The organism is Nocardia sp. NBC_01327 (assembly GCF_035958815.1).
GTDB lineage: Bacteria > Actinomycetota > Actinomycetes > Mycobacteriales > Mycobacteriaceae > Nocardia.
On sequence record NZ_CP108383.1, the window covers coordinates 124659 to 147662 of the forward strand.

The window sequence follows — 23004 nt, forward strand, 5'->3', positions numbered from 1 at the left end:
TGGCCGGAGTTTTCTCCGGCCTCGGGGTTCAACCTTACTTGGCGCTGATAGAGCGACCGGCCGACTTCAGGTCGTTGGCGGCCTCGAAAACGCGTGCGGCCATGGAGGACTCCGCCTTCTTGAGGTAGCTGCGCGGGTCGTAGACCTTCTTGTTGCCGACCTCACCGTCGATCTTCAGCACGCCGTCGTAGTTGGCGAACATATGCCCGGCCAGCGGGCGGGTGAAGGCGTACTGGGTGTCGGTGTCGACGTTCATCTTCACCACGCCGTAGCGCAGCGAATCCTCGATCTCCGACTTCAGCGAACCGCTGCCGCCGTGGAAGACGAAGTCGAACGGCTGCGCGTCGGGGCTCAGGCCCAGCTTGGCGGCCGCGACCCGCTGGCCCTCGGCCAGCACCTCGGGCTTGAGCACCACATTGCCGGGCTTGTACACACCGTGCACATTGCCGAAGGTGGCGGCGAGCAGGTACTTGCCGTTCTCGCCGGCGCCCAGCGCGTCGATGGTCTTCTGGAAATCCTCGGGGGAGGTGTAGAGCTTCTCGTTGATCTCGGCCTCTACGCCGTCCTCTTCACCGCCGACGACGCCGATCTCGACCTCGAGAATGATGTTGGCCGCGTGGCACTGCTTGAGCAGCTCCTTCGCGATCTCCAGGTTCTCGTCGATCGGGATGGCCGAACCGTCCCACATGTGCGACTGGAACAGCGGGTTCTGCCCGGCCTTCACACGCTCGGCCGAAATGGCCAGCAGCGGGCGGACGAAGGTGTCCAGCTTGTCCTTCGGGCAGTGGTCGGTGTGCAGCGCGATGGTGATGTCGTACTCAGCCGCGATCACATGCGCGAACTCGGCGAGCGCGACCGCGCCGGTCACCATGCTCTTCACGCCCAGGCCGGAACCGAATTCGGCGCCGCCGGTGGAGAACTGGATGATGCCGTCACTGCCCGCGTCGGCGAAACCCTTGATCGCGGCATTGATCGTCTCGGACGAGGTGCAGTTGATCGCGGGGAACGCGAAGGAGTTCTCCTTGGCCCGAGCAATCATCTCGGCGTAGATCTCCGGAGTCGCGATGGGCACAATGACCTCCGTAGTGGTGTGCTGTGTACAACAAATTCTGTCAGGCGACACCCTAGGGCAGTCGTGTTTCGCCATAAGCGGTGCCCTGGAAGCGAACCACCTGAGAGCACGCTGTGCGACATTCTGTGGCAGACCGCATTCACCGGTAGGGTGGTCGCCGTGACCTTGCTGGCCTTGTCAGATGCCGTGACGACCAACGCCGCCCTGCCCGCGATTCTCGATCCCATGCATCTCCTAACGGATACCTGGATGAAGCACGCGGTGCTCCCGGCGATCTTGGTGATTGTTTTCATCGAGACAGGGCTGCTGTTCCCGATCCTGCCCGGCGATTCGCTGTTGTTCACTGGCGGTCTGCTGTCCGCGCAGTCGAATCCGCCGGTCAATTTCTGGGTGCTGCTGTTCTCGGTCATCGTGATCGCGTTCCTCGGCGACCAGTCCGGTTACTGGATAGGCAGGGCCATCGGCCCCGCGCTGTTCCAGAAGGAGGACAGTCGCTTCTTCAAGAAGCGGTATGTCACCGAGACCCACGAGTTCTTCGAGAAGCACGGCCCGAAGACCATCATCCTGGCCCGCTTCGTGCCCATCGTGCGCACGTTCATGCCGGTGCTGGCCGGTGTCTCGAAGATGGAGTACCGCAAGTTCGTCACCTTCGACATCGTCGGCGCGATCCTCTGGGGTGGCGGCGTCACCGTGCTCGGCTACTTCCTGGGCAATGTCGAATTCATCCGTAAGAACGTTGAGGCCATCTTCCTGCTCATCGTGCTCGTCTCGATCCTGCCGGGCATCGTCACCGTGGTGAAGAACCTGCGCAATCGTGGCGCGGCGCCGGAGCTGGCCGCCACGTCGAACGAGCCGACCCACTGAGCCATCGGTGTCGACCACCCCACTAACCCTCGCCATGAGCGGCTTCGGACCGCTCGAGACGGCCGGGCCGGTGCTGGTGTGGACTGTTGTCCTCACCTTCGTTTTCCTGGAGTGCGCGTTCATCATCGGGCTGTTCCTGCCCGGAGATTCGATGCTCATCACCGCGGGTGTCGTGCTGGCCTCGCAGGCCAGCGGCCAATTGCACATCTGGGCGCTGGCGGTCGGCACCATGATCGCCGCGATCGCGGGCAATCAGGTCGGCTATGTGGTCGGACAGCGCACCGGGCATCATCTGGTGGCGCGTAAGAACGGCAAATACATCAATACCCGCAATCTCGGGCGGGTGGCCGAACTACTGCACCGGCACGGGTTCCTGGCCGTCCTGGTGGCGCGCTGGATCCCGTGGGTGCGCACGCTGTGCCCCATGGTCGCCGGGGCCGCGGATATGGATCACCGCAAGTACACGATCGCCTCCACCATCGGCGCGATCATCTGGGCGCCGGTGCTGCTACTGGTCGGCTACTACGCCGGCAGCTTCCTGGAGCAGGTGTCCTGGCTGATGCCCGCCGTGATCGGGACGCTCGTGGTCGGCCTGATTCTGGGCACCCTCGTCGGCGTCCGCCAGTACCGGGCCGAAATGTCGCGGCCGGTCGAGGATTTCGACCTCGACAGCGAATGCGAGACGGTACCGCCCGAGGTGCGGCGGAAGAATATCTGACGTTCCACGCTGTTGATCCCGGCCGCAAACACGCCGGGATGACGGGGTTCGAGTCAGAGTCCGGCGGCCGAGACGGTGTGCGCCGCCTCCATGAGCTTCCAGCCCGAAAGCTGAACCGACAGATCGCGTTCGGGGGTGCGCGAGGCGGAGACCGATCCCCCTTCGAAGCGGCCCGCACCCGATACCGCGGGTAGTCGGGCCGGTAATCGCCAGTCCGGGCCGAAGAGCGGGTCGCCCTCCACCTCCAGGCGGTTCTCCCAGGCGGCCGTCGCGGAATTGCGCACGATGGCGGCCGCGGTGCGGCGCGCGTTGACCTGTGCACTCTCCTCACCGGGCAGCATCACCGCCATGAGCGCCAGGTAGCGCACGAGAATGCCGTTGAACAGGCCGCCGTCCCCGCCCCCGCCGCCGATGACCACGCCGCCGCCGACCATATGCTCCTCGATCGCGGCGAGCAGGCGCACCGCGCGCTCGACGTGCCGGGGTTCCCCGGTGCGCACGGCGAGTTCGGTTTCCAGGCCGAGCACCACGCCCTGGCAGTAGCTGTAGACGGGACGCTCGACCTCACCCGAGGGCAGATGGACGCCATCGAAGATGAGGCCGGTTTCCTTGTCGCGCAGGGTGTTGTCGAGCCAGTCGGAGATCTCCTGGGCGCGGGCGTAGCGGCCGAGCCGGGCCATCGCGATACCGACCGGGCCGTTCGCGGGAGCATTGAAGAAATCGGAGTTCCTGCGCCAGGGCACCGCACCGAACTCCGGCTCGAAGCCGTTGTACAGCTCCTTGTCCAGCGCGATCAGCGCGCCGCGGACCTCGGTGACCTGCTGGGTGCGCTCGGCACGCTCCAAAGAGATTGTCAGCCAGGCCATATCGTCGTAGTAGTTATTGGTCCAGCCGGTGAGATTGCGCATCCGCATCCCGTGCGCGATCGACCAGATCCGGCGCTGCCGCACCGGGGTCGGCGCCCGATTGGCCGCATCCACCGCGCAGTCCACCAGATGCGCCTGCCACCAGTAGTGCCAGTTCGCGAAGCCGCGTTCGCGTTTGGTGGCCGGCCACCCCACCACCCCGAGCGCGGTGCCCGGCACCGCCCACAGCGTTCTCAGATGCCGCGAAACGATCGCCGACTCGGCCAGATCGGCACGCTCCGACCAGAGCGCAGCGGTCGGCTCGATATTGCGTCCGGTCCGCGAAGTCATAGGACAAATAGTGCCAGCCGCACGCCCGGTTTCGTGGCTGATTTGTTACCAGGCGTGTGACAGATCCGCATGCTCTCTGATCCAGGCATGCATGGCGATGCCCGCGGCCACGCCCGCATTGATGCTCCGGGTGGAACCGAACTGCGCGATCGACACGGTCAGGACGGCGGCGTCACGTGCGGCATCGGTGACTCCCGGGCCCTCCTGACCGAAGAGCAGCAGGCAATTGCGGGGCAGCCGAGCGGTTTCCAGCGGGACCGAACCGGGGACATTGTCGACCGCGACCACGGTCAGGCCTTCGGACGCGGCGAATTTCAGCAGTTCGGCGGTATCGGCGTGATGGTGGATGTGCTGGTAGCGGTCGGTGACCATGGCCCCGCGGCGGTTCCAGCGCTTGCGGCCGACAATGTGCACGGCGGCCGCGCCGAAGGCATTGGCGGTGCGCACGACCGTGCCGATATTCGCGTCGTGGCCGAAGTTCTCGATGGCCACGTGGAAGGGATGCCGGCGGCTGTCGATATCGGCGATGATGGCCTCGCGGGCCCAATAGCGGTAGGCGTCCACCACATTGCGGCGGTCGCCGTGTGCGAGCAACTCCGGGTCCAGGCGCGGATCCTCCGGTGGTTCGGTGCCGTATTCCTCGCGCCACGGTCCGACCCCGTGCGGATGCTCACCCCATTCGGTGGGACCGGGGGCGAGCGATTCGTCGGCTGTCGGGCGTGAACTCACCTGCGTCATCGTAATGACAGGTCAGGGCGTACCTGCCCGGCCCGTCAGTGGCTGCCGATGATCGCGAACAGAATGATCCCGCCGTAGACCAGGACCGCCAGGCAGAGGATCGCGGTCGCGACGATCCCGCAGATCATTCCGGCCAGCAGATTGCCACGCCCGCCCAGCATGCCGCCCGAAAGCTCCACCTCCCGGCGCGCCCTATGACCCATGACCCACGCGACCGGGCCGAGCAGCAGGGGGACCAGGCACAGGAAGCCGCCGACCAGGCTGATGATCCCGAGCACCATGACCGTCGTCGCCTGCGGGTGATCCGGCGGCCGGAGGGGGTAACCGGGATAACCCTGGTAGCCGTAAGGCGGATAGCTCACCGCACCATGGTATTTCGCGGTATCCCGGAACGACGATTCATGCCGGAGCGCGACAAATCGCACGATGGTCGTGCTGGCCACACCCCGGATCGACGGGTCTGCTCGCTCGTGCTCGGCGCCCGCCGCCAGCCACGATGAGGGTATGAGCGATACGGCAGCCTTCCCCACTATCGTGCTCGATATGCCCGATCCGGAACCCGCGCCGCCGCCGCGCCCCGATCCGGCCGCCATGCTGCGCACCTTCCTGGTGGCACCGTTCCGGGCGCGCACCTGGAAGGAATTCGCCTATCTGATCATCGTCTTCGGGCTCGGCTGCCTCGGCGCGGTCTATCTGGCCTTCGGATTCGCGGGCAGCCTGTACGCGTTCATCGTCCTGATCGGCATTCCGCTGATGGCCTGTGTGATCCTCGGCGGGCGGATCTGGGGCCGGATCTACCGGGTGCTGTCCGCGCTGCTGCTGGGTACGCCGCTGCCGGAGCCGCCCCCGTTCACCTTCCAGCCCGGCATCTGGGGCTGGCTGCGCGGCGCGTTCACCGATCGAACCTCGTGGCGCGCAGTACTTTTCCTGGCCTTCGAATGCGTGCTCGGCATCGGGGTCGGCTATCTGACGCTGATGGTCGTCGCCATGACGGGATTCCTGGCGCTCTCCCCCGTTCCGTGGGCGCTGTTCCATCCCACGAATGTGGATGCCGATGGGGTGGAACACCATTCGCTCATGCAGTTCAACCAGTACTTCGTGGATACCTGGCCGCGCGTGCTCGCCTTCTCGGCGCTGGGTGTGCTCGGCTGCTTCCTGCTGCCGTGGCTGATCCGCGGCGTCTGCGTGCTGCACCGGCTGCTGGGGCAGTGGCTGCTCACGCCCACCGCCCGGGACCGCCGGCTGGTCGAACTGCAGGAGAGTCGCCGCGCGGCGGTCGACGATTCCGCCGCCACCCTGCGCCGGCTGGAACGCGATCTGCACGACGGCACCCAGGCGCGACTGGTCAGCATTGCCATGATGCTCGGCCGCGCCGAGGAACGGCTGGCCACGGGCGGTGACGCCGGTGAACTCATCGCCCAGGCCCGCACCGGCTCCAAGGAGGCGCTGACCGAATTGCGCGAACTGGTGCGCGGCATCCACCCGCCCGCACTGGATCTGGGCCTGGAGGCGGCCCTGGAAACCCTGGCCGCCCGGTGCGCGATACCGGTGGAACTGCGGGTGCTGCTGCCGGTGCGCCCCAGCCCCGCCATCGAGGCCATCGCCTACTTCTCGGTGGCCGAACTACTCACCAATGTGGTGAAACACGCTGGTGCGAATCGGATCTGGGTGGCAGTCCTGCCCACCGGCACGGACGCGCTGATGGTGAGTGTGCGCGACAACGGCCAAGGCGGTGCGCTGCAACCGGCCACCGGTCACGGGGAAGCCGCTGTTGCGGGCGGGCTTTCGGGCCTGGCCGCCCGCGCCCGCTCGGTCGACGGCACCCTGACCGTGGACAGCCCCGGCGGCGGTCCCACCGTCGTGACACTGGTCCTGCCCTTGGCCGGCCCACAGTGAAGGCGTCTGCACGCGTCACACGAGCGGACCGCCGCGACGAAGCGATAGCCGGGCCATGCGCTCCGGCCCCCGACCGTGATCGCACCGAGCGCCCGAGCACCGCATGAACGGCACCGCGGGCGCCGGGCCTGTGCCGTTGCGGGTGGTGATCGCCGAGGACAATGGGATTCTGCGTGATGGGCTGACCGCGCTGCTCACCGAGCGTGGTCATGCGGTGGTCGCGGCGGTGGGTGACGCGGACGGGCTGGCGGCGGCCGTGGGTGCGCACCGTCCCGATGTGGCGGTGGTGGATGTGCGCATGCCGCCGAGCTTCACCGACGAGGGTTTGCTGGCGGCGCTCGCGCTGCGCCGCAGTCATCCCGAAATAGGGGTGCTGGTCTTCTCGCAGTGGATCGAAACGCGCTATGCCACGGAACTTCTCGCCGCCGGTGCGGGCGGGGTGGGCTATCTGCTCAAGGATCGGGTGGCCGATATCGGTGATTTCGTGGATGCCCTGCAGCGGGTCGCGACCGGCGGCACCGCGCTCGATCCGGAGGTGGTGAGTCAGCTGATGGGTGCGGCCCGGCAACAGGATTCGCTGGCCCGGCTCACCCCGCGCGAGCGCGAGGTGCTGGAACTGATGGCGCAGGGCCTGTCCAATTCCGCGCTGGCGCAGGCGCTCACGGTGACCGAGCGGGCGGTGGAGAAGCACATCGGCAATATCTTCACCAAGCTGGAGTTGCCGCCGTCGGATCTGCATCATCGGCGGGTGCTGGCGGTTCTGCGATTGAAGGGGTGAAACGTCGCTGCGGGGTTGCCGGGCGTGAAAGACTGGCGGAATGCGTCGGTCGAGTCCTGCGGTAGCGCTGGCGGAAACAATGAAAGCTGTTGAGTCCTGGCCTGATCACCTGTTGACGCTGGCCGAGTGGTCGGCGTTCCCCGAGGAGCAGCGCGGGCGCTGCCGCGAACTGGTCGACGGGGTACTGGTGCTGGCGCCGCAGCCGCCCCGGCATCAGCTGGCGGTGTGGCGGCTGGCGGCCCAATTGGAACCCGCGCTACCCAGGCGGGTCGCGGCACTGGCCCGCATCGAATTGGTTATCGAACAGGCGCATCCGGCGACCGTCCGCGTGCCCGATGTGCTGGTGGTGGGCGGTGAGGCGGGTGCGGCGCACGCCACCCGGGTACTGCCCCCGGATGTCTTGGCCGCCATAGAGATCGTCTCGCCGGGCTCGCGGCGCACGGATCGGGTCATGAAATTCGCGGAGTACGCGGAGAGCGGTATCGAGCACTACTGGCTGCTCGATACCGAAGGGTCGGTGCGACTGTTCACGTATCGGCTGCGCGACGGCCGCTACGAACCGACCGGTGAGTATTCGGGACAGGTGACCCTCGAGCTCGACGGCATCGTCCTCCCGCTCGATCTGGATGCACTCACCGCACTGCGCACAACAGCCTGACCTCGCCCGATCCGCTACGCGGACGGAGATTCGGGACTATCCTGGAGTCCCGGAAGCCGTGGTTGGAGGGTCTCGATGGACCACGCGCGTATTTTTCGCACTGTGCTCGGCGTGACGGCCGCATATGTCGTCTCACTCTGCATCTGGCTGGCCTGGCTCGAGCCGCTGACTCCGCCCGGCACCGTACCGCTGCAGATTGTCGTGCTGGTCGGCCTGTTCGGCACCTTCCTCGGCCTCGGAATGCTGCTGGCGCAGCAGCCCTCTCGCCAGGATCGCCGGCTCAAACGCTACGGCCTGGAGGGCTGGGCGACCATCGAGGGCGTGTACCCGCTCAGTCGCACCGACCACTGCACCGAGCTCACCGCACTCGATCTGGAACTGGTGGTGCCGGGGTCGGAGACCTATCACGGCAGCATCGTCTTCGATGTCGAACCGGTGGTGCAGCCGAGAATCGCAGTGGGCGGCATACTTTCGATCCGCGTCGATCCGCGCAACCGCGACCGCATCATGCTGTGCCTGTGAGAGCGACCGAGCGGTGGCGCTGAGGACGGTGTGGATCCCGGCCGAAAGCACGCCGGGATGACGAGCGGGCCAGGCGGGACAGCGGGCGGGCCACGGCCGGATGGCGGGCGGTGTCCCGCCCGAGAGGGCGGCTAGCTGCCCGTTTTGCCCGACCCGCCCCGTAGCATCACCGATCATGACCACCGCTACACCGCCCGACCGCCAGGAAGCGCCGCTGCTGCTCGATACCGAGCCGCCGCGCACGCTGAGCTTCAGTGACCAGGCGGCCTTCTGGCTGAATCTCGGCGTCAGCCTCATCGGGTTCAGCGGCGCGGCCTACGTCCTGTTCCCCACCGGGCATCCCCCGCTGCCGATCGCGGGCGCGTTGCTGGCCACCCTGGTGGGCACCGTGGCCGGTATCGCCATGGTCGCCGGCACCGGAGCCGTCGGCACCCGCACCGGCGCGCCCGCCATGGCGGTGCTGCGCGGACTCTTCGGCACCAGGCTCTCCTACCTGCCGACGGCCGCCAATATCGTGCAGTGCATCGGCTGGGGCGTGTACGAACTCACCGTCATCGCGCTCGGTGTCTCTGCGCTCACGCACGATCATGTTCCGCACGCGCTGGTGATCGTGGCGGGTGGCGCACTCTCCACCGCCATGGCCATCTGGCCGCTGCGCGTCATGCACATCCTGCGCAAGTATGTGGCCGTGGCGGTGGGCATCGCGCTCATCTACTTCACGATTCAGCTACTGCGGCAACCGATTCCGGAGGTCGCGGGCACCAGCTGGAGTGGATTCTTCCCGGCGGTGGACACCACCCTCGCGGTATCGGTGTCGTTCGTACCGCTGGCCGCCGACTACACCCGGCACTCGCGGTCGGCGCGTACCGCCGCCGGGGCCACCGTGCTCGGCTACTCGGTGGCGCAGTTCTGGTGCTATCTGCTCGGCATCCTCGCGATTCTGCAGGCGGGCGGCGATGCCACCCGTATCTTCGACACCTTCCTGGGAGTCACTGCGGGCTGGGCCTTCTTCGCGGTACTGGTGCTGCGCGAGGCCGATCAGTCCTTCGCGAATGTGTACTCGACCGCCATGTCCATCCAGAACCTGCTGCCGCGGGTGGACCGCCGCCTGCTGACCCTCGGTGTCGGCGTGGTCGTCACGCTGCTGGCGCTGCCGGTGCACGACTTCAGCAGCTACGCCAATTTCCTCTACCTGATCGGGTCCGTCTTCGTGCCGCTGAGCGCGGTGCTGATCGTCGACTACTTCTTCGGCAGCGGACGGCACGGCTGGAATCTCGCGCAGGACGCCCCCACCCGCCCGCTCATGCTGCTGCCGTGGCTCTGCGGATTCGTGGTCTATCAGCTCTGCAATCCCGGCTCGATCGACTGGTGGGTGACCTTCTGGACCAAGGTGCAGGACGGCATCGGCTTCCATCCCGGCTGGTGGTCCTCGGCCTCCCTGTTCTCCTGGCTGGTGGCCGCAGCGGTGACCGCCGTTCTTGTTGTCGCACAGCGGCGGAGGGCCCCGGCCGATGGCAGGGTCTGATTCGGCCGGGGGTGACCGCGTCTTCGGGATGGGGTCGGATCCGCTGGTCGCGCCCGATTGGCCACCGCTGACCCAGCCCGAGATCATGGCCCTGCTCGATGCGGACGCCGTCATCGAATGGCGCAGTCCGCGACCGCTTTCCGCGACCGCGCAGGTCCGCGCCGCCAGCGGGCTCGCGGTCATCGTCAAGCGCCTGCCCCGCACCCTGCGTGATGCGGCGGCGCTGGCCGAGGAGCACGGCTTCATGAATCACCTGCGGGAGAACGGAATTCCGATCCCGCGGGTACTGCTCACCCGAGAGATGGGCGAATTCGTCTACGAGGTACAGGAACTGGGGGTCGGCGACGATCTGTACCGGGGAACGTTCACCTGGTCGCCCTATCAGTCCCTGGCGCAGGCCGAGTCCGCCGGTCGCATGCTGGCCCGAGTGCACCTGGCCGCACTCGGATACGACGCTCCGGCGCGGCCGCCCCGCCCGCTGCTGGGGAGCTTCACGGTCTTCTCCTCCCCCGATCCGATCGCGGCCATCGAGAAACTGGCCGCCGCCCGCCCCGCCCTCACCGCATTCCTGGACGGGCGCGACTGGCGCGCCGACGTGGAGCGGCTCCATCTCCCGTTCCACGCCCGCCTCTACCCGCTGCTGGACGGCGTATCCCCCCGGTGGACCCACAATGACTGGCACGGCACCAACCTGCTCTGGCAGCACGAAACCCCCTCCACCGTCATAGATTTCGGCCTCTGCGACCGCACCACCGCCGTCCACGACATCGCCATCGCCCTCGAGCGCTGCGCCGTCGACTGGATCTCCCTCCGCAACGGCGGCCCCGCGCGCACCCAGATCGACCAGGTCAACGCCCTACTCCACGGCTACGAATCCCTCCGCCCCCTCACCAGCGCCGAATCCCGCGCCCTCCCAGCACTTCTCCCCCTGGTCCACGCCGAATACGAACTCTCCGAGATCGACTACTTCCTCAGCGTGGTCCCCTCCGGCAACCCCCCCAACGCCGAAATCGCCTACCACCACTATTTCCTAGGCCACACCGACTGGTGGTCCACCGAAGGCGCCCCCCTCCTCACCCACCTCCACCACCGCCCCGCAACCCGCTAACCCCACCAAACAGCCCCTCCCCCAGTCGCACAGCCCCTACCGGCACTGTGCGACACCTACACGAGCTGTACCGCACAGATACGCGATGCGCGATGCGCACACGCGCTGGCGGGTGTGTACGCACACTGTCCGGTGAATGCGGGCACTACCGAACAGTGCCCGTCTCAATCGAACAGCCTCAATAGACGCTGTTCGGTGCGGGTACGCGCTGTTCGGTGCGGGGGAAGCCGGGCCTGCTCAGTGGTGAGCGCGGGGGTCGGCGAGGAGGTATTGGGCGGCGGCGTAGGTGGTGAGGATGACGCCCTCGGTGATATGGCGGGAGCGGGTGCTGCGGGCGAAGATCTTGCGCAGCACTATGAGGCCGTCGGAGAGGGTGAAGAGGAGAGCGCCGAGGCCTAGGCGGCTGCGCGGGTCGAGGCCCGGGATGTTCAGGCCTGCAATGTTTTTCGCGCCGGGGGCGAGGCCGGGGTCGCCCGCCAGGGTGGCGGCGGTGCCGAGAGTGGCTCCGTACGCGGTGAGCGGCAGGGCGACCGCGGGAGCCTTGGCGCGCATGAGGGCGGCCGCGCCGAGCCACGCGGCTAGGCGAGGGGCGGCGATCTGGGCGCGCGGGCGAGCGCCGCGGCGCCACCACAGCCAGGAGTAGGCCGACTGCATGAGCGCGAAAGACGAAGCGCCCGCGATCAATCGGCGATCGTCGTCCGGTGCGATGAGCAGGATGTCGCCGACCGTCGCCGCGGCGAGGGCGCCGAGTAGGACGGTGCGGTCCGCCGGGTCGAGGCCGTCGTCGTTGGTGGCGATATCCGCCGCCAGCAGCGGCATCAGCAAAGGCTTTGCGGCCCACTGGAGTTTGTCGCGGCCGGTGACGGCGCCGAACACCGTCACGGCGGCGGCGCCGGCGAACGCGGCTCGGAATGGCCTGGGCATCAGCGGATCTCGGCTCAGAAGCTGGCTTCGGCCGGGGCGGGGGGCAGTACGGCGACCTGGCCGGCGTAGGACAGGCCCGCGCCGAAACCGAGCAGCAGTGCGAGCTGACCGCCCTTGGCCTTACCGGTCACCAGCATCTCCTCGATGGCGAGGGGTACCGACGCCGCCGAGGTATTGCCGGTGTTCTCGATGTCATTGGCCATCGGCAGATCGTCGGGCAGGCCGAGGTTCTTGCGCATGAGCTCATTGATGCGCGCATTGGCCTGATGCGGGACGAACACCTCGATGTCCTCCTTGGCCACGCCCGACAGCTCGATGGCGCTGGAGAGCGCGCGCGGCAGCGTGACCGCGGCCCAGCGGAAGACCTTGGGGCCCTCCATATGCAGCGACATGCGGCCGATGGGCTCGACCTCCGGATCGGTGCCCTGCATGGCCTGCGCCTTGTTCATGTACGCGAGGAAGTCGACGTCCTGGGCGATGGCCTCGGCGTTCTCGCCGTCGCTGCCCCACACCGTCGGGGAGATGCCGTTCTCCTCGCTCGGGCCGATCACGACCGCGCCCGCACCGTCGCCGAAGATCATGGCGGTGCCGCGATCGGTCGGGTCGAGTCCGACGGTCATGGTCTCGGCGCCGATGACGAGAATGTATTCGGCCGAGCCCGAACGGATCATGTCCGTCGCCACCCCGAGGCCGTAGCAGAAGCCGCCGCAGCCGGAGACCAGGTCGAAGGCCGGGATACCGTTCATGCCCAGGTCGGAGGCGACGCTCGGCGCACCGTGCGGGGTGAGTTTGAGCCAGCTGGAGGTGCACAGCACCAGGGCGCCGATCTTGGACCGATCGATGCCGGTGTTCTTCAGCGCGCGTTCGCCCGCCGCCACCGACATCGATCGAATCGTCTCGTCACCACTGATCCAGCGCCGGTTGTGAATGCCGGTGCGGTCGAAGATCCACTCGGGAGTGGAGTCGAGCCGCTCGCACACCTCAGCGTTGCTGACGATGCGCTCGGGGCGATAGGCACCGATGCCGAGCATCGCAACATTCTGATGACCCTTGTTGATTGCAATGCTCACCACAGGTGACTCACACGACCCTTCACAACCAGTTCGACAACGTTGTCGGACAGAAAACCAGCACTCAGGCTAACCCAGGGCACCGAATCAGCCCAGAGCCAGATCCTTCAGCCCGAGAATGGACCGATACTCCAGTCCTTCAGCCGCGATCACGCCATCGGCCCCGGTTTCCCGATCCACGACGGTCGCCACACCGACCACGATGGCGCCGGCATCACGCAGTGCGCGCACCGCGGTGACCGGCGAGTTACCGGTGGTCGTGGTGTCCTCCACCACCAGTACGCGCTTGCCCACGATGTCGGGACCCTCGATCTGCCGCTGCATGCCGTGCGTTTTGGCGGCCTTGCGGACCACGAACGCATTGACGGGCCGGCCCGGCGCGTGCAGCACCGCGGCCGCCACCGGATCGGCACCCATGGTGAGCCCGCCGACAGCCTCGAAGTCCCAGTCCGCCACGAGCTCACGCAGCAGTTTGCCGATGAGCGGCGCCGCCTCGTGGTGCAGGGTGGCGCGCCGCAGGTCCACGTAGTAGTCGGCTTCCTTGCCCGAGGACAGGGTGACCTTGCCGTGCACGACAGCGAGTGCGCGCACCAGTTCGGCCAGTCTGTCCCGGTCGGTCGTCGTTACCTGCATTGCTGTGTCTATGTCCTTCCGCGTGCGTTGAAAAGGCCACGATTCAGGCGGGTCACCAGGGACCGCGGGATCAGTCCGGCGACCGCGGCGATCGCTTTGTACTGCGCGCCGGGCACGCTGATCACCCGGTTCTTCTCCAGATCGGCCAGTGAGCCCGCCACCACCTCGTCCACGGTCAGCCACAGTGGTCGCGGCAGCGAGCCCATATCGATTCCGGCCCGTTCGTGGAATTCGGTGCGGACGAACCCCGGGCACAATGCCTGCACCCGGACTCCGGTCCCGGCCAGCCCGCCTGCCAGCCCTTGCGAGAAGGATACGACGTACGCCTTGGAGGCCGAATAGGTCGAGCCCCTCCCGGGTATCAGACCGGCCATGCTGGCCAGATTCACCACCGTGCCGTCGGCGGCGTGCACCATGGACGGCACCGCCGCCCGGGTCAATTGCACGACCGCGGTGACGTTCACATCCAATTGCGCCTGCAGGGCGTCCGGCGCCAGCGTCCAGAACTCACCGGACATATCGAATCCCGCATTGTTGACCAGGAATTGGACGCCCTCACCCAGCCGGGCGGCCACCCGATCCCGATCCTTCGCGAGCGCCAGATCGGCCGGCAGTACCTGAGCACGCGCCCCGAACCGGACCTCGACATCGTGTGCGAGTGTCGCGAGCCGCGCTTCGTCACGCGCCACCAGCACCAGGTCGTAGCCGAGGGCCGCGAGCCGCAGCGCGTACGCCTGACCGATACCGGACGTCGGCCCGGTGACCAATGCCACCGGGCGATGCGCACCGGGCAAACGCGCGGCGCTCATCGCGGCGTCATCTACATGAGCATCAGGAGAGCTCTCGGTCATCGACAACCCGTCACTCGCACGATATGGGCACGGTCGGCGATGACCGGGACTGCGGACCCATTGTGGTCCCTCCTGGCTTTCCGCGCGGCGAATACACGCACGAAAACGCCCCGGTCTTCGACCGGGGCGTGGCGACTCACCGGGGAGCGGGTCCCTGGAACGGCCGGAAGCCGGGATGGAAGGGGCCGCCGGGCGGAGCGCTGCGGCCCTGATCCTTGCGCCAGCCCTCTTCGGGTTCTTCGTCGCGGAGTTCTTCGGACTCGTCCTCGTGCCAGTCACCGGATTCGGACTCGTGCCAGTCGTCGTCACCGACCAGCGGGCGGCGGGGGCGGCCCTGCTCGTCCTCGTCGGACCACTCGCCTTCCGCCTCGGGCGCGGGCGGCCAGTTGCGGCGCGGGCGATTACGCGGATCCGGCACGACTTTCAGTGCGGGACGCCAGTTCTCGGACTCGGACTCGGATTCCTCGCCGGCGATATCGTTCAGCAGCGGGCTGTACTCGTCCTCGTCGTCCGGTTCGCCGGCGCGGGCCGGGCGGGCGGCGGGGCGGTCGTAATCGCCGTCCTCGTCGTAACCGTCGTAGTCCTCGTCCTCCGGAACCGGGTGCGAGCGACCGGGTTCCGGAAGTTCGTCGCGACCGCGCTCGGAGCTGATGACCGGCGGCAGCACGTGCAGCAGCCCGGACAGCCGCAGCACCGCGTCGATGGCCATCTCCCAGTCCTTGGACACGGAGGCCACATGCAGCATGCCGAGGGTCCAGTTGCCCTCACTCCACAGCTGCTGCACGGTATCGGGCAGCGATTCGATGAACGCCACCATGCGCTGATCCACGGCATGCCTGGCGATATCCGGATTCGTGGCGAACACGACCCGATCACCAATGGCGCCAAGGAGTTCCAGATCGTGGTCCTTGGGCGGGGCAGCCGTCTTCAGGCGCAGGTCGATATCGATGTCCGAGCCGATCTGGCGGCGCACCGCGACCAGGGTGGCGGCGTCCTCCAGATCGAAGAGCACGAACTTCTCGCCCTTGCGGTTGCCGGACACCACATCCACCGCGGACAGGTAGCCGAGTTTGGCGAGCGCGCCGCGCCGCCAGGTGGAGGCCAGCGCCGGTTCCACCGAGACATAGGTGTAGCCCTGGGATTTCGCCCAGACCTGTCGCACATGTCCCGTGCGCTGCCGTTGCAGCCGATCGAAATAGAGCAGCACGATCGCACCCACCAGCGCGATCGCCGCCAACCCGAACCATATAGCCGTCATCGCCGCCTACCCTATCCAGCCGGGCGGGTGTGTGCCCGGTACGCCTGCACCCTTAATTCTCACCGAGGTCCGCTCGGCAGCGACGTACTGATGATGATCTTGGCCTGAACGGATCCGTCGGCGTTCTTATCGCCCTGCACCATCACCATCTCGCCCACGGGTAGATCCGCCACCTTGGTACTGCTCAGCGAAATCACCTGCGTCCGTTCATCGGTGTGCACGGTCACCGTAGTGCCGGACAGGGCGGTCATGGTCAGGGTGGTGCCGTCATTGCTCGCGATGGTGCCCATATTCGCGCCGAGCTGGTCGATATCGCCGAGGCCCGGGATGCTGGGGACGCCGCTCGGCAGCGGCTGCGCCGAGGTGTTGCCGGGGAAGCCCGGCATCACGAATCCGCTCGTTCGCGTGGTGGTGGCCGAGGCGGCATTATCGGATGAATCCCTGTGCGCCAGTAGCACTCCCACCACCACGCCGACCAGTGCGACCAGGGCGAACGCGGCAATGCCGAGACCGATCCAGAGATTGGTCCGCGAGGGTGGCGGCGGCGGTCCCGGCTGCTGCGGGAACCCTGCCGGTGGATAGCCGCCGCCGGGTCCACCAGGTCCGCCCGGATACCCGGGCGCGGCGTACTGGGCGGTCGGCCCGTAACCCATGCCGCCGTCGTTGCCCGGAGCCGGCCCGTAACCGGACACGGCCGGATAGGTCGCCGTCGGCGGCAGCCCGCCGCCGTTCTCGTACCCACCCCACTGCGGGTCGTGCGGTGGCAGCACCCGGGTGGCCTCCGGCCCTTGCTGCTGCGCGAAGTATTCGGTCGGCGAGACTTCCGACGCATGCCCCACCTGCTCGGCAGCCGGCCCGATCTTCTCGGTCGGACCATCCACCGGCTCAGGTTCGGGCCGCCGCGACCACGGATCGCTCGGACTAGTCATGACCTCCAGACTAGGTGGAGGAGGCCACTCGAGCCTTGAACTCGGGCTGTGTTTAATTGCCTACGCTTCGCTCCGGCCCGTTCGTGGCCCTGTTACCCGGTTCTTCCCTCCCTGCGCTCGCCGCTGCGCGGCATGGCTCCGCTCAGTCCAGAACCGGGCGGGCCACGAACTCGGAATGGATGTTCACAAGGCGACGGCCCCGAAGACCTGTGTCTTCGGGGCCGTGGACTGTGCGCAGGCCGAATCAGCGGCCGACGATGAGGGAGTCTCCGTCGGGGGTGACGTTGACCTTTACGGTGTCACCGTCCTGGACCTCGCCCGACAGCAATTCCTTGGCGAGGGTGTCGCCGATGGACTGCTGGATGAGGCGGCGCAGCGGGCGCGCCCCGTAGGCCGGGTCGTAGCCGCGGACCGCGAGCCAGAAGCGGGCCGAATCGGAGACCTCCAGGGTGAGCCGGCGCTGGGCGAGCCGCTTCTGGAGCTGGTTCAGCTGGATGTCGACGATCTCCTCCAGCTGCTCCTCGTCGAGCGGGTGGAACATGACCACATCGTCGAGCCGGTTCAGGAACTCCGGCTTGAACGCCGCGCGCACGGCATTCATGACCATTTCGTGCGAGCCGCCCGCACCCAGGTTGGAGGTGAGGATGAGGATGGTGTTCCGGAAGTCGACCGTGCGGCCCTGACTGTCGGTGAGCCGGCCTTCGTCGAGCACCTGCAGCAGGATGTCGAAGACATCCGGGTGCGCCTTCTCGATCTCGTCGAAGAGCACCACCGAGTACGGCCGCCGCCGCACCGCTTCGGTCAGCTGACCACCCTGGTCGTAGCCGACGTATCCGGGCGGCGCACCGACCAGGCGAGCCACCGAATGCTTCTCGCTGTACTCGCTCATATCGATGCGGATCATGGCGCGTTCGTCGTCGAACAGGAAGTCGGCCAGCGCCTTTGCCAGTTCGGTCTTGCCGACGCCGGTGGGTCCGACGAACAGGAACGATCCGGTCGGGCGGTTCGGGTCGGCGACACCGGCCCGCGCCCGGCGCACCGCATCGGAGACGGCCTGCACGGGCTCGACCTGACCGATGACCCGGTGGCGCAGCTCGTCCTCCATGCGGAGCAGCTTCTGGGTCTCGCCCTCCATCATCCGGCCCACGGGGATACCGGTCCACGCCGATACCACCTCGGCGATATCGTCGGGCCCGACCTCCTCCTTGAGCATGACGTCACCGTCGGAGGCACCCTTGGCCTTGGCCTCGGCCTCGCCGAGTTCCTTCTCCAGCTTGGGGATTCGCCCGTACCGGAGTTCGGCGGCCTTGCCCAGATCGCCGTCGCGCTCGGCGCGCTCGGATTCCCCGCGCAGTGCCTCGAGCTCTTCCTTGAGCCCGCTCACCGAATCGATGGCCTGCTTCTCGTTCTGCCAGCGGGTCATCAATTGGTTGAGTTGCTCACGGTCGTCGGCCAATTCGGAGCGCAGCTTCTCCAGGCGCTGTTTGGAGGCTTCGTCGGTCTCCTTGGCGAGCGCGACCTCCTCGATCTCGAGGCGCCGCACCGCCCGCTCGACCTGATCGATTTCCACGGGGCGGGAATCGATTTCCATGCGCAGCCGGGACGAGGCCTCGTCGATCAGGTCGATGGCCTTGTCCGGCAGGAACCGGGAGGTGATGTAGCGATCCGACAGCGTGGCCGCGGCGACCAGCGCGGAGTCGGTGATGCGAACGTGGTGGTGGTTCTCGTAGCGCTCCTTGAGCCCGCGCAGAATGCCGACGGTGTCCTCCACCGAGGGCTCACCGACGAACACCTGCTGGAAGCGGCGTTCCAGCGCCGGATCCTTCTCGATGTGCTGGCGGAATTCGTCGAGCGTGGTCGCGCCGACCAGCCGCAGTTCGCCGCGGGCGAGCATGGGCTTGATCATATTGCCCGCGTCCATGGCGGATTCACCGGTCGCGCCCGCACCGACGATGGTGTGCAGCTCGTCGATGAACGTGATGATCTGTCCCGCACTGGATTTGATCTCCTCCAGCACGGCCTTGAGCCGCTCCTCGAATTCACCGCGGTACTTCGCCCCGGCGACCATGGCGCCCAGGTCGAGCGAGACCAGCTTCTTACCGCGCAGCGACTCCGGCACATCGCCGGCGATGATGCGCTGCGCGAGGCCCTCCACGATGGCGGTCTTGCCCACGCCGGGTTCGCCGATGAGCACCGGATTGTTCTTGGTGCGCCGCGACAGCACCTGCACCACGCGGCGAATCTCGGTGTCGCGCCCGATGACCGGGTCCAGTTTGCCCTCGCGGGCGGCGGCGGTCAGGTCGGTGGAGTACTTCTCCAGCGCCTGGTAGCTGCCCTCGGGATCGGCGGTGGTGACGCGGGTGTTGCCGCGCACGGTGGTGAACGCCTCACGCAGTGCGTCGGCGGTGGCCCCGTACTTCAGCAGCAGCTGCGAGATATCGGAGTCACCGGCGGCGAGGCCGACCATGAGGTGTTCGGTGGAGACGTATTCGTCGCCCATTTCGGTGGCGAGCCGCTGGGCGGCCGTGATGGCGGCGAGCGCCTCCCGGCCGAGTTGAGGCTGGGTGGTCGCTCCGGATGCGCGGGGCAGCCGGTCGACAATGTCCTGGGCCTCGCGCCGGACCGTTGCCGGATCGACTGCGACGGCCTTCAACAGGGGTGCGGCGATGCCGTCGGTCTGATCCAGCAACGCCACCAGCAAGTGTGCCGGACGAATTTCCGGATTGCCCGCGGCGGAGGCCGCCTGCAACGCGGCGGTCAGAGCCGCCTGGGTCTTGGTGGTGGGATTGAACGAGTCCACGTTCACCTTCCTGCTAGTCACTTATTCGATGCAGCACTTGTTCGATGCGGCGCTCAGTGAATCCAACGCGACAAGACTTGAGTCTGTTCCGCTCAAGTCTGCAAAATTTTCGGCGCAACCGAAAGAGTCGAAGGTCATCGTTCACGCTACGCGCCACGACCAAGACCGAAAGGCCTGAATCGCGGAGTTCTCGGAGGTGAGCTGCTTACGATGGTCCGGGTTCGTTGACGCATCACCCGCTCACCGCAAGCTCGGACATCCGAACGAATGGAGCAGCAATGCGCGCGATCGTGGTTCGTGAGTTCGGCGGCCGCCCCGAGGCCACGGATATGCCCACCCCCGAGGCCGGACCCGGCACCCTGAAGATCGAACTCGAGGCCGCGGGCGTCAACCCCTTCGACCGACGCATTATCGACGGCTTCCTGGATGGCAAACTGCCGCACGACTTTCCGCTCATCCCGGGCGTGGACGGCGCGGGCCGGGTGGTGGCCATGGGCGCGGGCGTGAACGATTTCGAGATCGGCGACCGGGTGGTCGGCAAATTCCTCATCCCGCCGGTCGGGCACGGCACCTTCGCCGAATTCATCGTGGTCCCGCGCGAGAGCACCCTCGCCAAGGTCCCGGACGAGATCACCTCGATCCAGGCCGCCGCACTGCCCACCGCGGGTCTGACCGCCCTCGATCTGATCAAGTCCGCCGCGGTCACCTCCGGACAGCACGTGCTGGTCGTCGGCGCGGCGGGCGGTGTCGGCTCCTTCCTGGTGCAGCTGGCCGCCCTGGCCGGCGCGCATGTCATTGCCACCGCCCGCCCCGACGACACCGATCGGATGATCCGGCTGGGCGCGACCGAGGTGGTCAATTACGGCCGCATCACCGTCACCGACTCCCCCACCCATCCGGAGGATTCGCAGCTTTCGGTTGCCGATTCGGTGCGCACCAGCATTCCGGGCGGTGTGGATGTGCTGTTCGATCTGGTGAGCCCGCCCACGGTCTTCTCCGACAATGCGAGCCTGGTCAAAGCCGGCGGCACCGCCCTGTCCACCATCGGGTCGGCCGACGAGGCGGATCTGAAGGCGCGCGGCATCACGGGCGGCAATTTCGAATCCACCGGGGGCGCAACAGAATTGCGGGAATTGCTGCGCCATGTGGGCAATGGCGATCTGGTGGTGCCCATCGACAACACGCCTCCGCTGGAGGCGGCGCCCGATGTGATCGGCGCCTCAGGTGCGCGCGGTAAGACGGTGCTGGTCATCTGAAGTATCGAGCAGCCTCCGCTATATCCGTGCGACCACCGTTTTTTCAGGGATACTTGACGCGGAGGACGGCCTGGAACCAGGTGCGTCCGGTGTAGTAGCAAGGAAAGGAAAGCTCGACGTCGTGGATGCGCGTTCAGCAGCGCTGGTCCGCGCAAACTTCCGGACAGTCGTCGCAGCCCCTCAGGGCGCCGAACGACTTATCAGCGCGTTCTACGGTCACCTCTTCGCGGAGATCCCCGCCCTGCGGGAACTGTTCCCCACGGCGATGGATATGCAGCCCAAGCGGCTGATGACGGCCATTCAGTACGTGCTCGACAATCTGGAGGACTGGGACCGCGCACAGCGTTTCCTGGAACAACTCGCGCGTGACCACCGCAAATATGGAGTAGAAGCAGCGCATTACGACATTGCCGGTCGTGCGCTGCTCTCCGCGTTCCGCTCCTACAACGGGGTGGCGAACTGGAGCCGGCAGCTGGAGGCGGGATGGCGCGACATCACCATTCTGATCTCGGCGTCGATGGCCATAGGAGCCAATTCCGATAAATCGCAACCCTATTGGGAGGCGACGGTGGTCGGCCACCGCCGGGTGGTCGACGATCTGGCCATCGTGCGGCTGCAATCGGATACGCCGATCCCCTATCAGGCGGGCCAGTACGTACCGGTGGCGATTCCGCAGCGGCCGAAGATGTGGCGATACCTGTCCCCCGCCATTCCCACCAATCCGTACGGTGAGATCGAATTCCACGTCCGCAAGGTGCGCACCGGCTGGGTGAGCCCGGCCATCATCAATGAGACCAAGGTCGGCGACCGCTGGATGATCGCCTCCCCGCTGGGCGGTCTGCACGTGGATCTGCGCAGTCGCCGCGATGTGCTCATGATCAGCTCGGGCACCGGTATCGCCCCCATCCGCGCGCAGCTGATCGAGATGGGCCGCCGTGGTATCAATCCGCGGGTGCACCTGTTCATGGGCGGGCGCTATCCGTGCGATCTGTACGACGTCGAGAACATGTGGCAGCTCTCGCAGAGCAATCCGTGGTTGACGGTGATTCCGGTCTGCGAGAACGAAACCAATCCGTGGTGGCATCCGTACGCTCCCGCCGATCCGCCGTTCGGTATGCACCGGCGGCTGATCGGTAACCTGGGCGCGGTGGTGGCCAGTTTCGGCGCGTGGGCGGATCGGCAGATCCAGATCGCCGGTTCGGCGCGCATGATCGCCGATACCAAGCGGGCGCTGCTCGCGGTGGGCACCCCGGAGTCGGCCATCGCCTGCGATCCGGTGTGAGCGCGCCCCGGCCGCCGGCCGGGGCGAATATGGTTGCAGTGCAAGGTGTGTGGATGATCAGGAGAATGCGGTGACCCTCGGCCCGGACGATACCGGCCCCATCAGGATCGGCGAGACCGCCGAGTGGACGGCCACGGTGGTCGGCGCGCACCGCCTGCGCGAGGACCTCGCGGTGGTCCGGCTGATCGGCGAATTCGTACCCTTCGCGCCCGGCCAGTCGGTGGAGGTGCGCACGCCGCAGCACCCGAATATGGTGCGCCGCCTCTATCCCGCGCTGCCGCCCTCGCTCGACGGCAAGCTGGAATTCCACATTCGCACCGTCCCGGGCGGCTGGTGCAGCGGTTCCCTGGTCTCGGACACCCGGACCGGTGACGAATGGCGGATCAGCGCCCCCGCCGGTTGGCTGGCCGTGGACGAGGCGGCCACCGAGGTGGTCATGCTCGCCGACAGCGTCGGCCTGGCCCCGATGCGCGCACTGCTGCTGGATCTCTCGCGCCGCGAGACGCCGCCGCGCACCCATCTGTTCGTGGGCGGCAGATACCCCCGGGACCTCTACGCCGACGATATGCTGCACCTGATGGCCAATGAACTACCTTGGCTCACAGTGCTTCCCGTGGTCCTGGACGAGGACAATCCGGACTGGACCGACCACTGGTACGAGGCCTGCCGCGTGGATATCGGGTTCGAGCCGGAGGAGCTGCTGCCCGGCACCCTGGCGGAGATCGTCACCCGCTTCGCGCCGCTGGATCATCAGCACATCGTGGTGTGCGGCAATGCCGCCGCCGTGCATTCGGCCGTGGAACGGCTCGTTGCCACCGGTACGGCTCCGGAAGCCATTCGCTACGAAGGCTTTTGAGTCACGAAGCGCGTGCGTCGACACCTACGAGAAGGTGGTTCCCCGCACCGCTGCCCGAAGACCGACAGCG

22 protein-coding genes are annotated in these 23004 nt (G+C 67.2%); 11 read left to right on the top strand and 11 right to left on the bottom strand.

The window, feature by feature from the left end; all coding sequences use genetic code 11:
- Positions 1-34 precede the first annotated feature (34 nt).
- Positions 35-1072 (bottom strand): class II fructose-bisphosphate aldolase, encoded by a 1038-nt coding sequence (gene fbaA, locus OG326_RS00540; protein ID WP_327142665.1) that lies wholly within the window; start codon positions 1070-1072, stop codon positions 35-37.
- 174 nt (positions 1073-1246) lie between these two features.
- Between fbaA and OG326_RS00545 the strand changes: the two genes are divergently transcribed.
- Both OG326_RS00545 and OG326_RS00550 read left to right on the top strand, forming a co-directional pair.
- Positions 1247-1936, top strand: a complete 690-nt coding sequence (locus OG326_RS00545) for a DedA family protein (protein WP_327146308.1) — start codon at positions 1247-1249, stop codon at positions 1934-1936.
- A 34-nt stretch (positions 1937-1970) separates the two neighbouring features.
- Positions 1971-2654, top strand: a complete 684-nt coding sequence (locus OG326_RS00550; RefSeq protein ID WP_327146309.1) for a DedA family protein — start codon at positions 1971-1973, stop codon at positions 2652-2654.
- A gap of 53 nt (positions 2655-2707) precedes the next feature.
- Here OG326_RS00550 and OG326_RS00555 read toward each other — a convergent pair whose 3' ends face one another.
- The 3 genes from OG326_RS00555 to OG326_RS00565 are packed head-to-tail and all read right to left on the bottom strand — an operon-like array spanning position 2708 to position 4950.
- Complete coding sequence (locus OG326_RS00555) at positions 2708-3850, bottom strand: glycoside hydrolase family 76 protein (protein ID WP_327142666.1); 1143 nt, start codon at positions 3848-3850, stop codon at positions 2708-2710.
- 45 nt (positions 3851-3895) lie between these two features.
- The gene (locus tag OG326_RS00560; protein ID WP_327142667.1) at positions 3896-4579 is read right to left on the bottom strand and encodes a TrmH family RNA methyltransferase; all 684 of its coding nucleotides are present in this window, start codon (positions 4577-4579) and stop codon (positions 3896-3898) included.
- A 44-nt stretch (positions 4580-4623) separates the two neighbouring features.
- Entirely contained in the window at positions 4624-4950 is a 327-nt protein-coding gene (locus OG326_RS00565) for a DUF4190 domain-containing protein (protein WP_327142668.1), read from the bottom strand.
- A gap of 142 nt (positions 4951-5092) precedes the next feature.
- Between OG326_RS00565 and OG326_RS00570 the strand changes: the two genes are divergently transcribed.
- The 6 genes from OG326_RS00570 (at position 5093) to OG326_RS00595 (ending at position 11075) form a co-directional block, all read left to right on the top strand.
- Complete coding sequence (locus tag OG326_RS00570) at positions 5093-6484, top strand: sensor histidine kinase (RefSeq protein ID WP_327142669.1); 1392 nt, start codon at positions 5093-5095, stop codon at positions 6482-6484.
- Between the two features lie 103 nt (positions 6485-6587).
- A complete protein-coding gene (locus tag OG326_RS00575; RefSeq protein WP_327142670.1) occupies positions 6588-7262 on the top strand; it encodes a response regulator transcription factor in 675 nt (224 codons plus the stop codon).
- 79 nt (positions 7263-7341) lie between these two features.
- On the top strand, positions 7342-7920 hold the full coding sequence (locus tag OG326_RS00580) for a Uma2 family endonuclease (protein ID WP_327142671.1): 579 nt from the start codon (positions 7342-7344) through the stop codon (positions 7918-7920).
- 75 nt (positions 7921-7995) lie between these two features.
- Entirely contained in the window at positions 7996-8442 is a 447-nt protein-coding gene (locus OG326_RS00585) for a hypothetical protein (RefSeq protein ID WP_327142672.1), read from the top strand.
- 175 nt (positions 8443-8617) lie between these two features.
- Positions 8618-9967, top strand: a complete 1350-nt coding sequence (locus OG326_RS00590) for a purine-cytosine permease family protein (protein ID WP_327142673.1) — start codon at positions 8618-8620, stop codon at positions 9965-9967.
- Positions 9954-11075 carry a phosphotransferase enzyme family protein gene (locus OG326_RS00595; protein ID WP_327142674.1) on the top strand — a complete coding sequence of 374 codons (1122 nt, stop codon included), beginning with the start codon at positions 9954-9956 and terminating at the stop codon, positions 11073-11075. The genes OG326_RS00590 and OG326_RS00595 overlap by 14 nt, the downstream gene beginning before the upstream one ends.
- A gap of 237 nt (positions 11076-11312) precedes the next feature.
- On the opposite strand, the gene OG326_RS00600 is transcribed toward OG326_RS00595, so the two are convergent.
- The 7 genes from OG326_RS00600 to clpB form a co-directional block, all read right to left on the bottom strand.
- Entirely contained in the window at positions 11313-11999 is a 687-nt protein-coding gene (locus tag OG326_RS00600; RefSeq protein WP_327142675.1) for a lysoplasmalogenase, read from the bottom strand.
- 14 nt (positions 12000-12013) lie between these two features.
- Complete coding sequence (locus OG326_RS00605; RefSeq protein ID WP_327142676.1) at positions 12014-13072, bottom strand: beta-ketoacyl-ACP synthase III; 1059 nt, start codon at positions 13070-13072, stop codon at positions 12014-12016.
- Between the two features lie 84 nt (positions 13073-13156).
- Complete coding sequence (gene pyrE, locus OG326_RS00610; protein ID WP_297623653.1) at positions 13157-13702, bottom strand: orotate phosphoribosyltransferase; 546 nt, start codon at positions 13700-13702, stop codon at positions 13157-13159.
- An 8-nt stretch (positions 13703-13710) separates the two neighbouring features.
- Complete coding sequence (locus OG326_RS00615; protein ID WP_327142677.1) at positions 13711-14511, bottom strand: SDR family NAD(P)-dependent oxidoreductase; 801 nt, start codon at positions 14509-14511, stop codon at positions 13711-13713.
- A 178-nt stretch (positions 14512-14689) separates the two neighbouring features.
- Positions 14690-15811, bottom strand: coding sequence for a hypothetical protein (locus tag OG326_RS00620; RefSeq protein ID WP_327142678.1), 1122 nt, complete (start codon positions 15809-15811; stop codon positions 14690-14692).
- 59 nt (positions 15812-15870) lie between these two features.
- The gene (locus tag OG326_RS00625; protein WP_327142679.1) at positions 15871-16740 is read right to left on the bottom strand and encodes a DUF5666 domain-containing protein; all 870 of its coding nucleotides are present in this window, start codon (positions 16738-16740) and stop codon (positions 15871-15873) included.
- Positions 16741-16984: 244 nt separating this feature from the next.
- Complete coding sequence (gene clpB / locus OG326_RS00630; protein WP_327142680.1) at positions 16985-19540, bottom strand: ATP-dependent chaperone ClpB; 2556 nt, start codon at positions 19538-19540, stop codon at positions 16985-16987.
- A 278-nt stretch (positions 19541-19818) separates the two neighbouring features.
- On the opposite strand from clpB, the gene OG326_RS00635 reads away from it, so the two are divergent.
- From OG326_RS00635 to OG326_RS00645, 3 genes are all read left to right on the top strand, one after another.
- Entirely contained in the window at positions 19819-20796 is a 978-nt protein-coding gene (locus tag OG326_RS00635) for an NADP-dependent oxidoreductase (protein WP_327142681.1), read from the top strand.
- Positions 20797-20917: 121 nt separating this feature from the next.
- Positions 20918-22078 carry an FAD-binding oxidoreductase gene (locus OG326_RS00640; protein ID WP_327142682.1) on the top strand — a complete coding sequence of 387 codons (1161 nt, stop codon included), beginning with the start codon at positions 20918-20920 and terminating at the stop codon, positions 22076-22078.
- A 70-nt stretch (positions 22079-22148) separates the two neighbouring features.
- Entirely contained in the window at positions 22149-22934 is a 786-nt protein-coding gene (locus OG326_RS00645) for an FAD-binding oxidoreductase (RefSeq protein ID WP_442790987.1), read from the top strand.
- Positions 22935-23004 lie beyond the last annotated feature (70 nt).

Coding starts and splice junctions, on each gene's coding strand:
- OG326_RS00550 (WP_327146309.1), top strand. CDS start 1,971: ATGAGCGGCTTCGGACCGCTCGAGACGGCCGGGCCGGTGCTGGTGTGG.
- OG326_RS00555 (WP_327142666.1), bottom strand. CDS start 3,850: ATGACTTCGCGGACCGGACGCAATATCGAGCCGACCGCTGCGCTCTGG.
- OG326_RS00570 (WP_327142669.1), top strand. CDS start 5,093: ATGAGCGATACGGCAGCCTTCCCCACTATCGTGCTCGATATGCCCGAT.
- OG326_RS00575 (WP_327142670.1), top strand. CDS start 6,588: ATGAACGGCACCGCGGGCGCCGGGCCTGTGCCGTTGCGGGTGGTGATC.
- OG326_RS00580 (WP_327142671.1), top strand. CDS start 7,342: ATGAAAGCTGTTGAGTCCTGGCCTGATCACCTGTTGACGCTGGCCGAG.
- OG326_RS00585 (WP_327142672.1), top strand. CDS start 7,996: ATGGACCACGCGCGTATTTTTCGCACTGTGCTCGGCGTGACGGCCGCA.
- OG326_RS00590 (WP_327142673.1), top strand. CDS start 8,618: ATGACCACCGCTACACCGCCCGACCGCCAGGAAGCGCCGCTGCTGCTC.
- OG326_RS00595 (WP_327142674.1), top strand. CDS start 9,954: ATGGCAGGGTCTGATTCGGCCGGGGGTGACCGCGTCTTCGGGATGGGG.
- OG326_RS00600 (WP_327142675.1), bottom strand. CDS start 11,999: ATGCCCAGGCCATTCCGAGCCGCGTTCGCCGGCGCCGCCGCCGTGACG.
- pyrE (WP_297623653.1), bottom strand. CDS start 13,702: ATGCAGGTAACGACGACCGACCGGGACAGACTGGCCGAACTGGTGCGC.
- OG326_RS00615 (WP_327142677.1), bottom strand. CDS start 14,511: ATGAGCGCCGCGCGTTTGCCCGGTGCGCATCGCCCGGTGGCATTGGTC.
- OG326_RS00620 (WP_327142678.1), bottom strand. CDS start 15,811: ATGACGGCTATATGGTTCGGGTTGGCGGCGATCGCGCTGGTGGGTGCG.
- OG326_RS00625 (WP_327142679.1), bottom strand. CDS start 16,740: ATGACTAGTCCGAGCGATCCGTGGTCGCGGCGGCCCGAACCTGAGCCG.
- OG326_RS00635 (WP_327142681.1), top strand. CDS start 19,819: ATGCGCGCGATCGTGGTTCGTGAGTTCGGCGGCCGCCCCGAGGCCACG.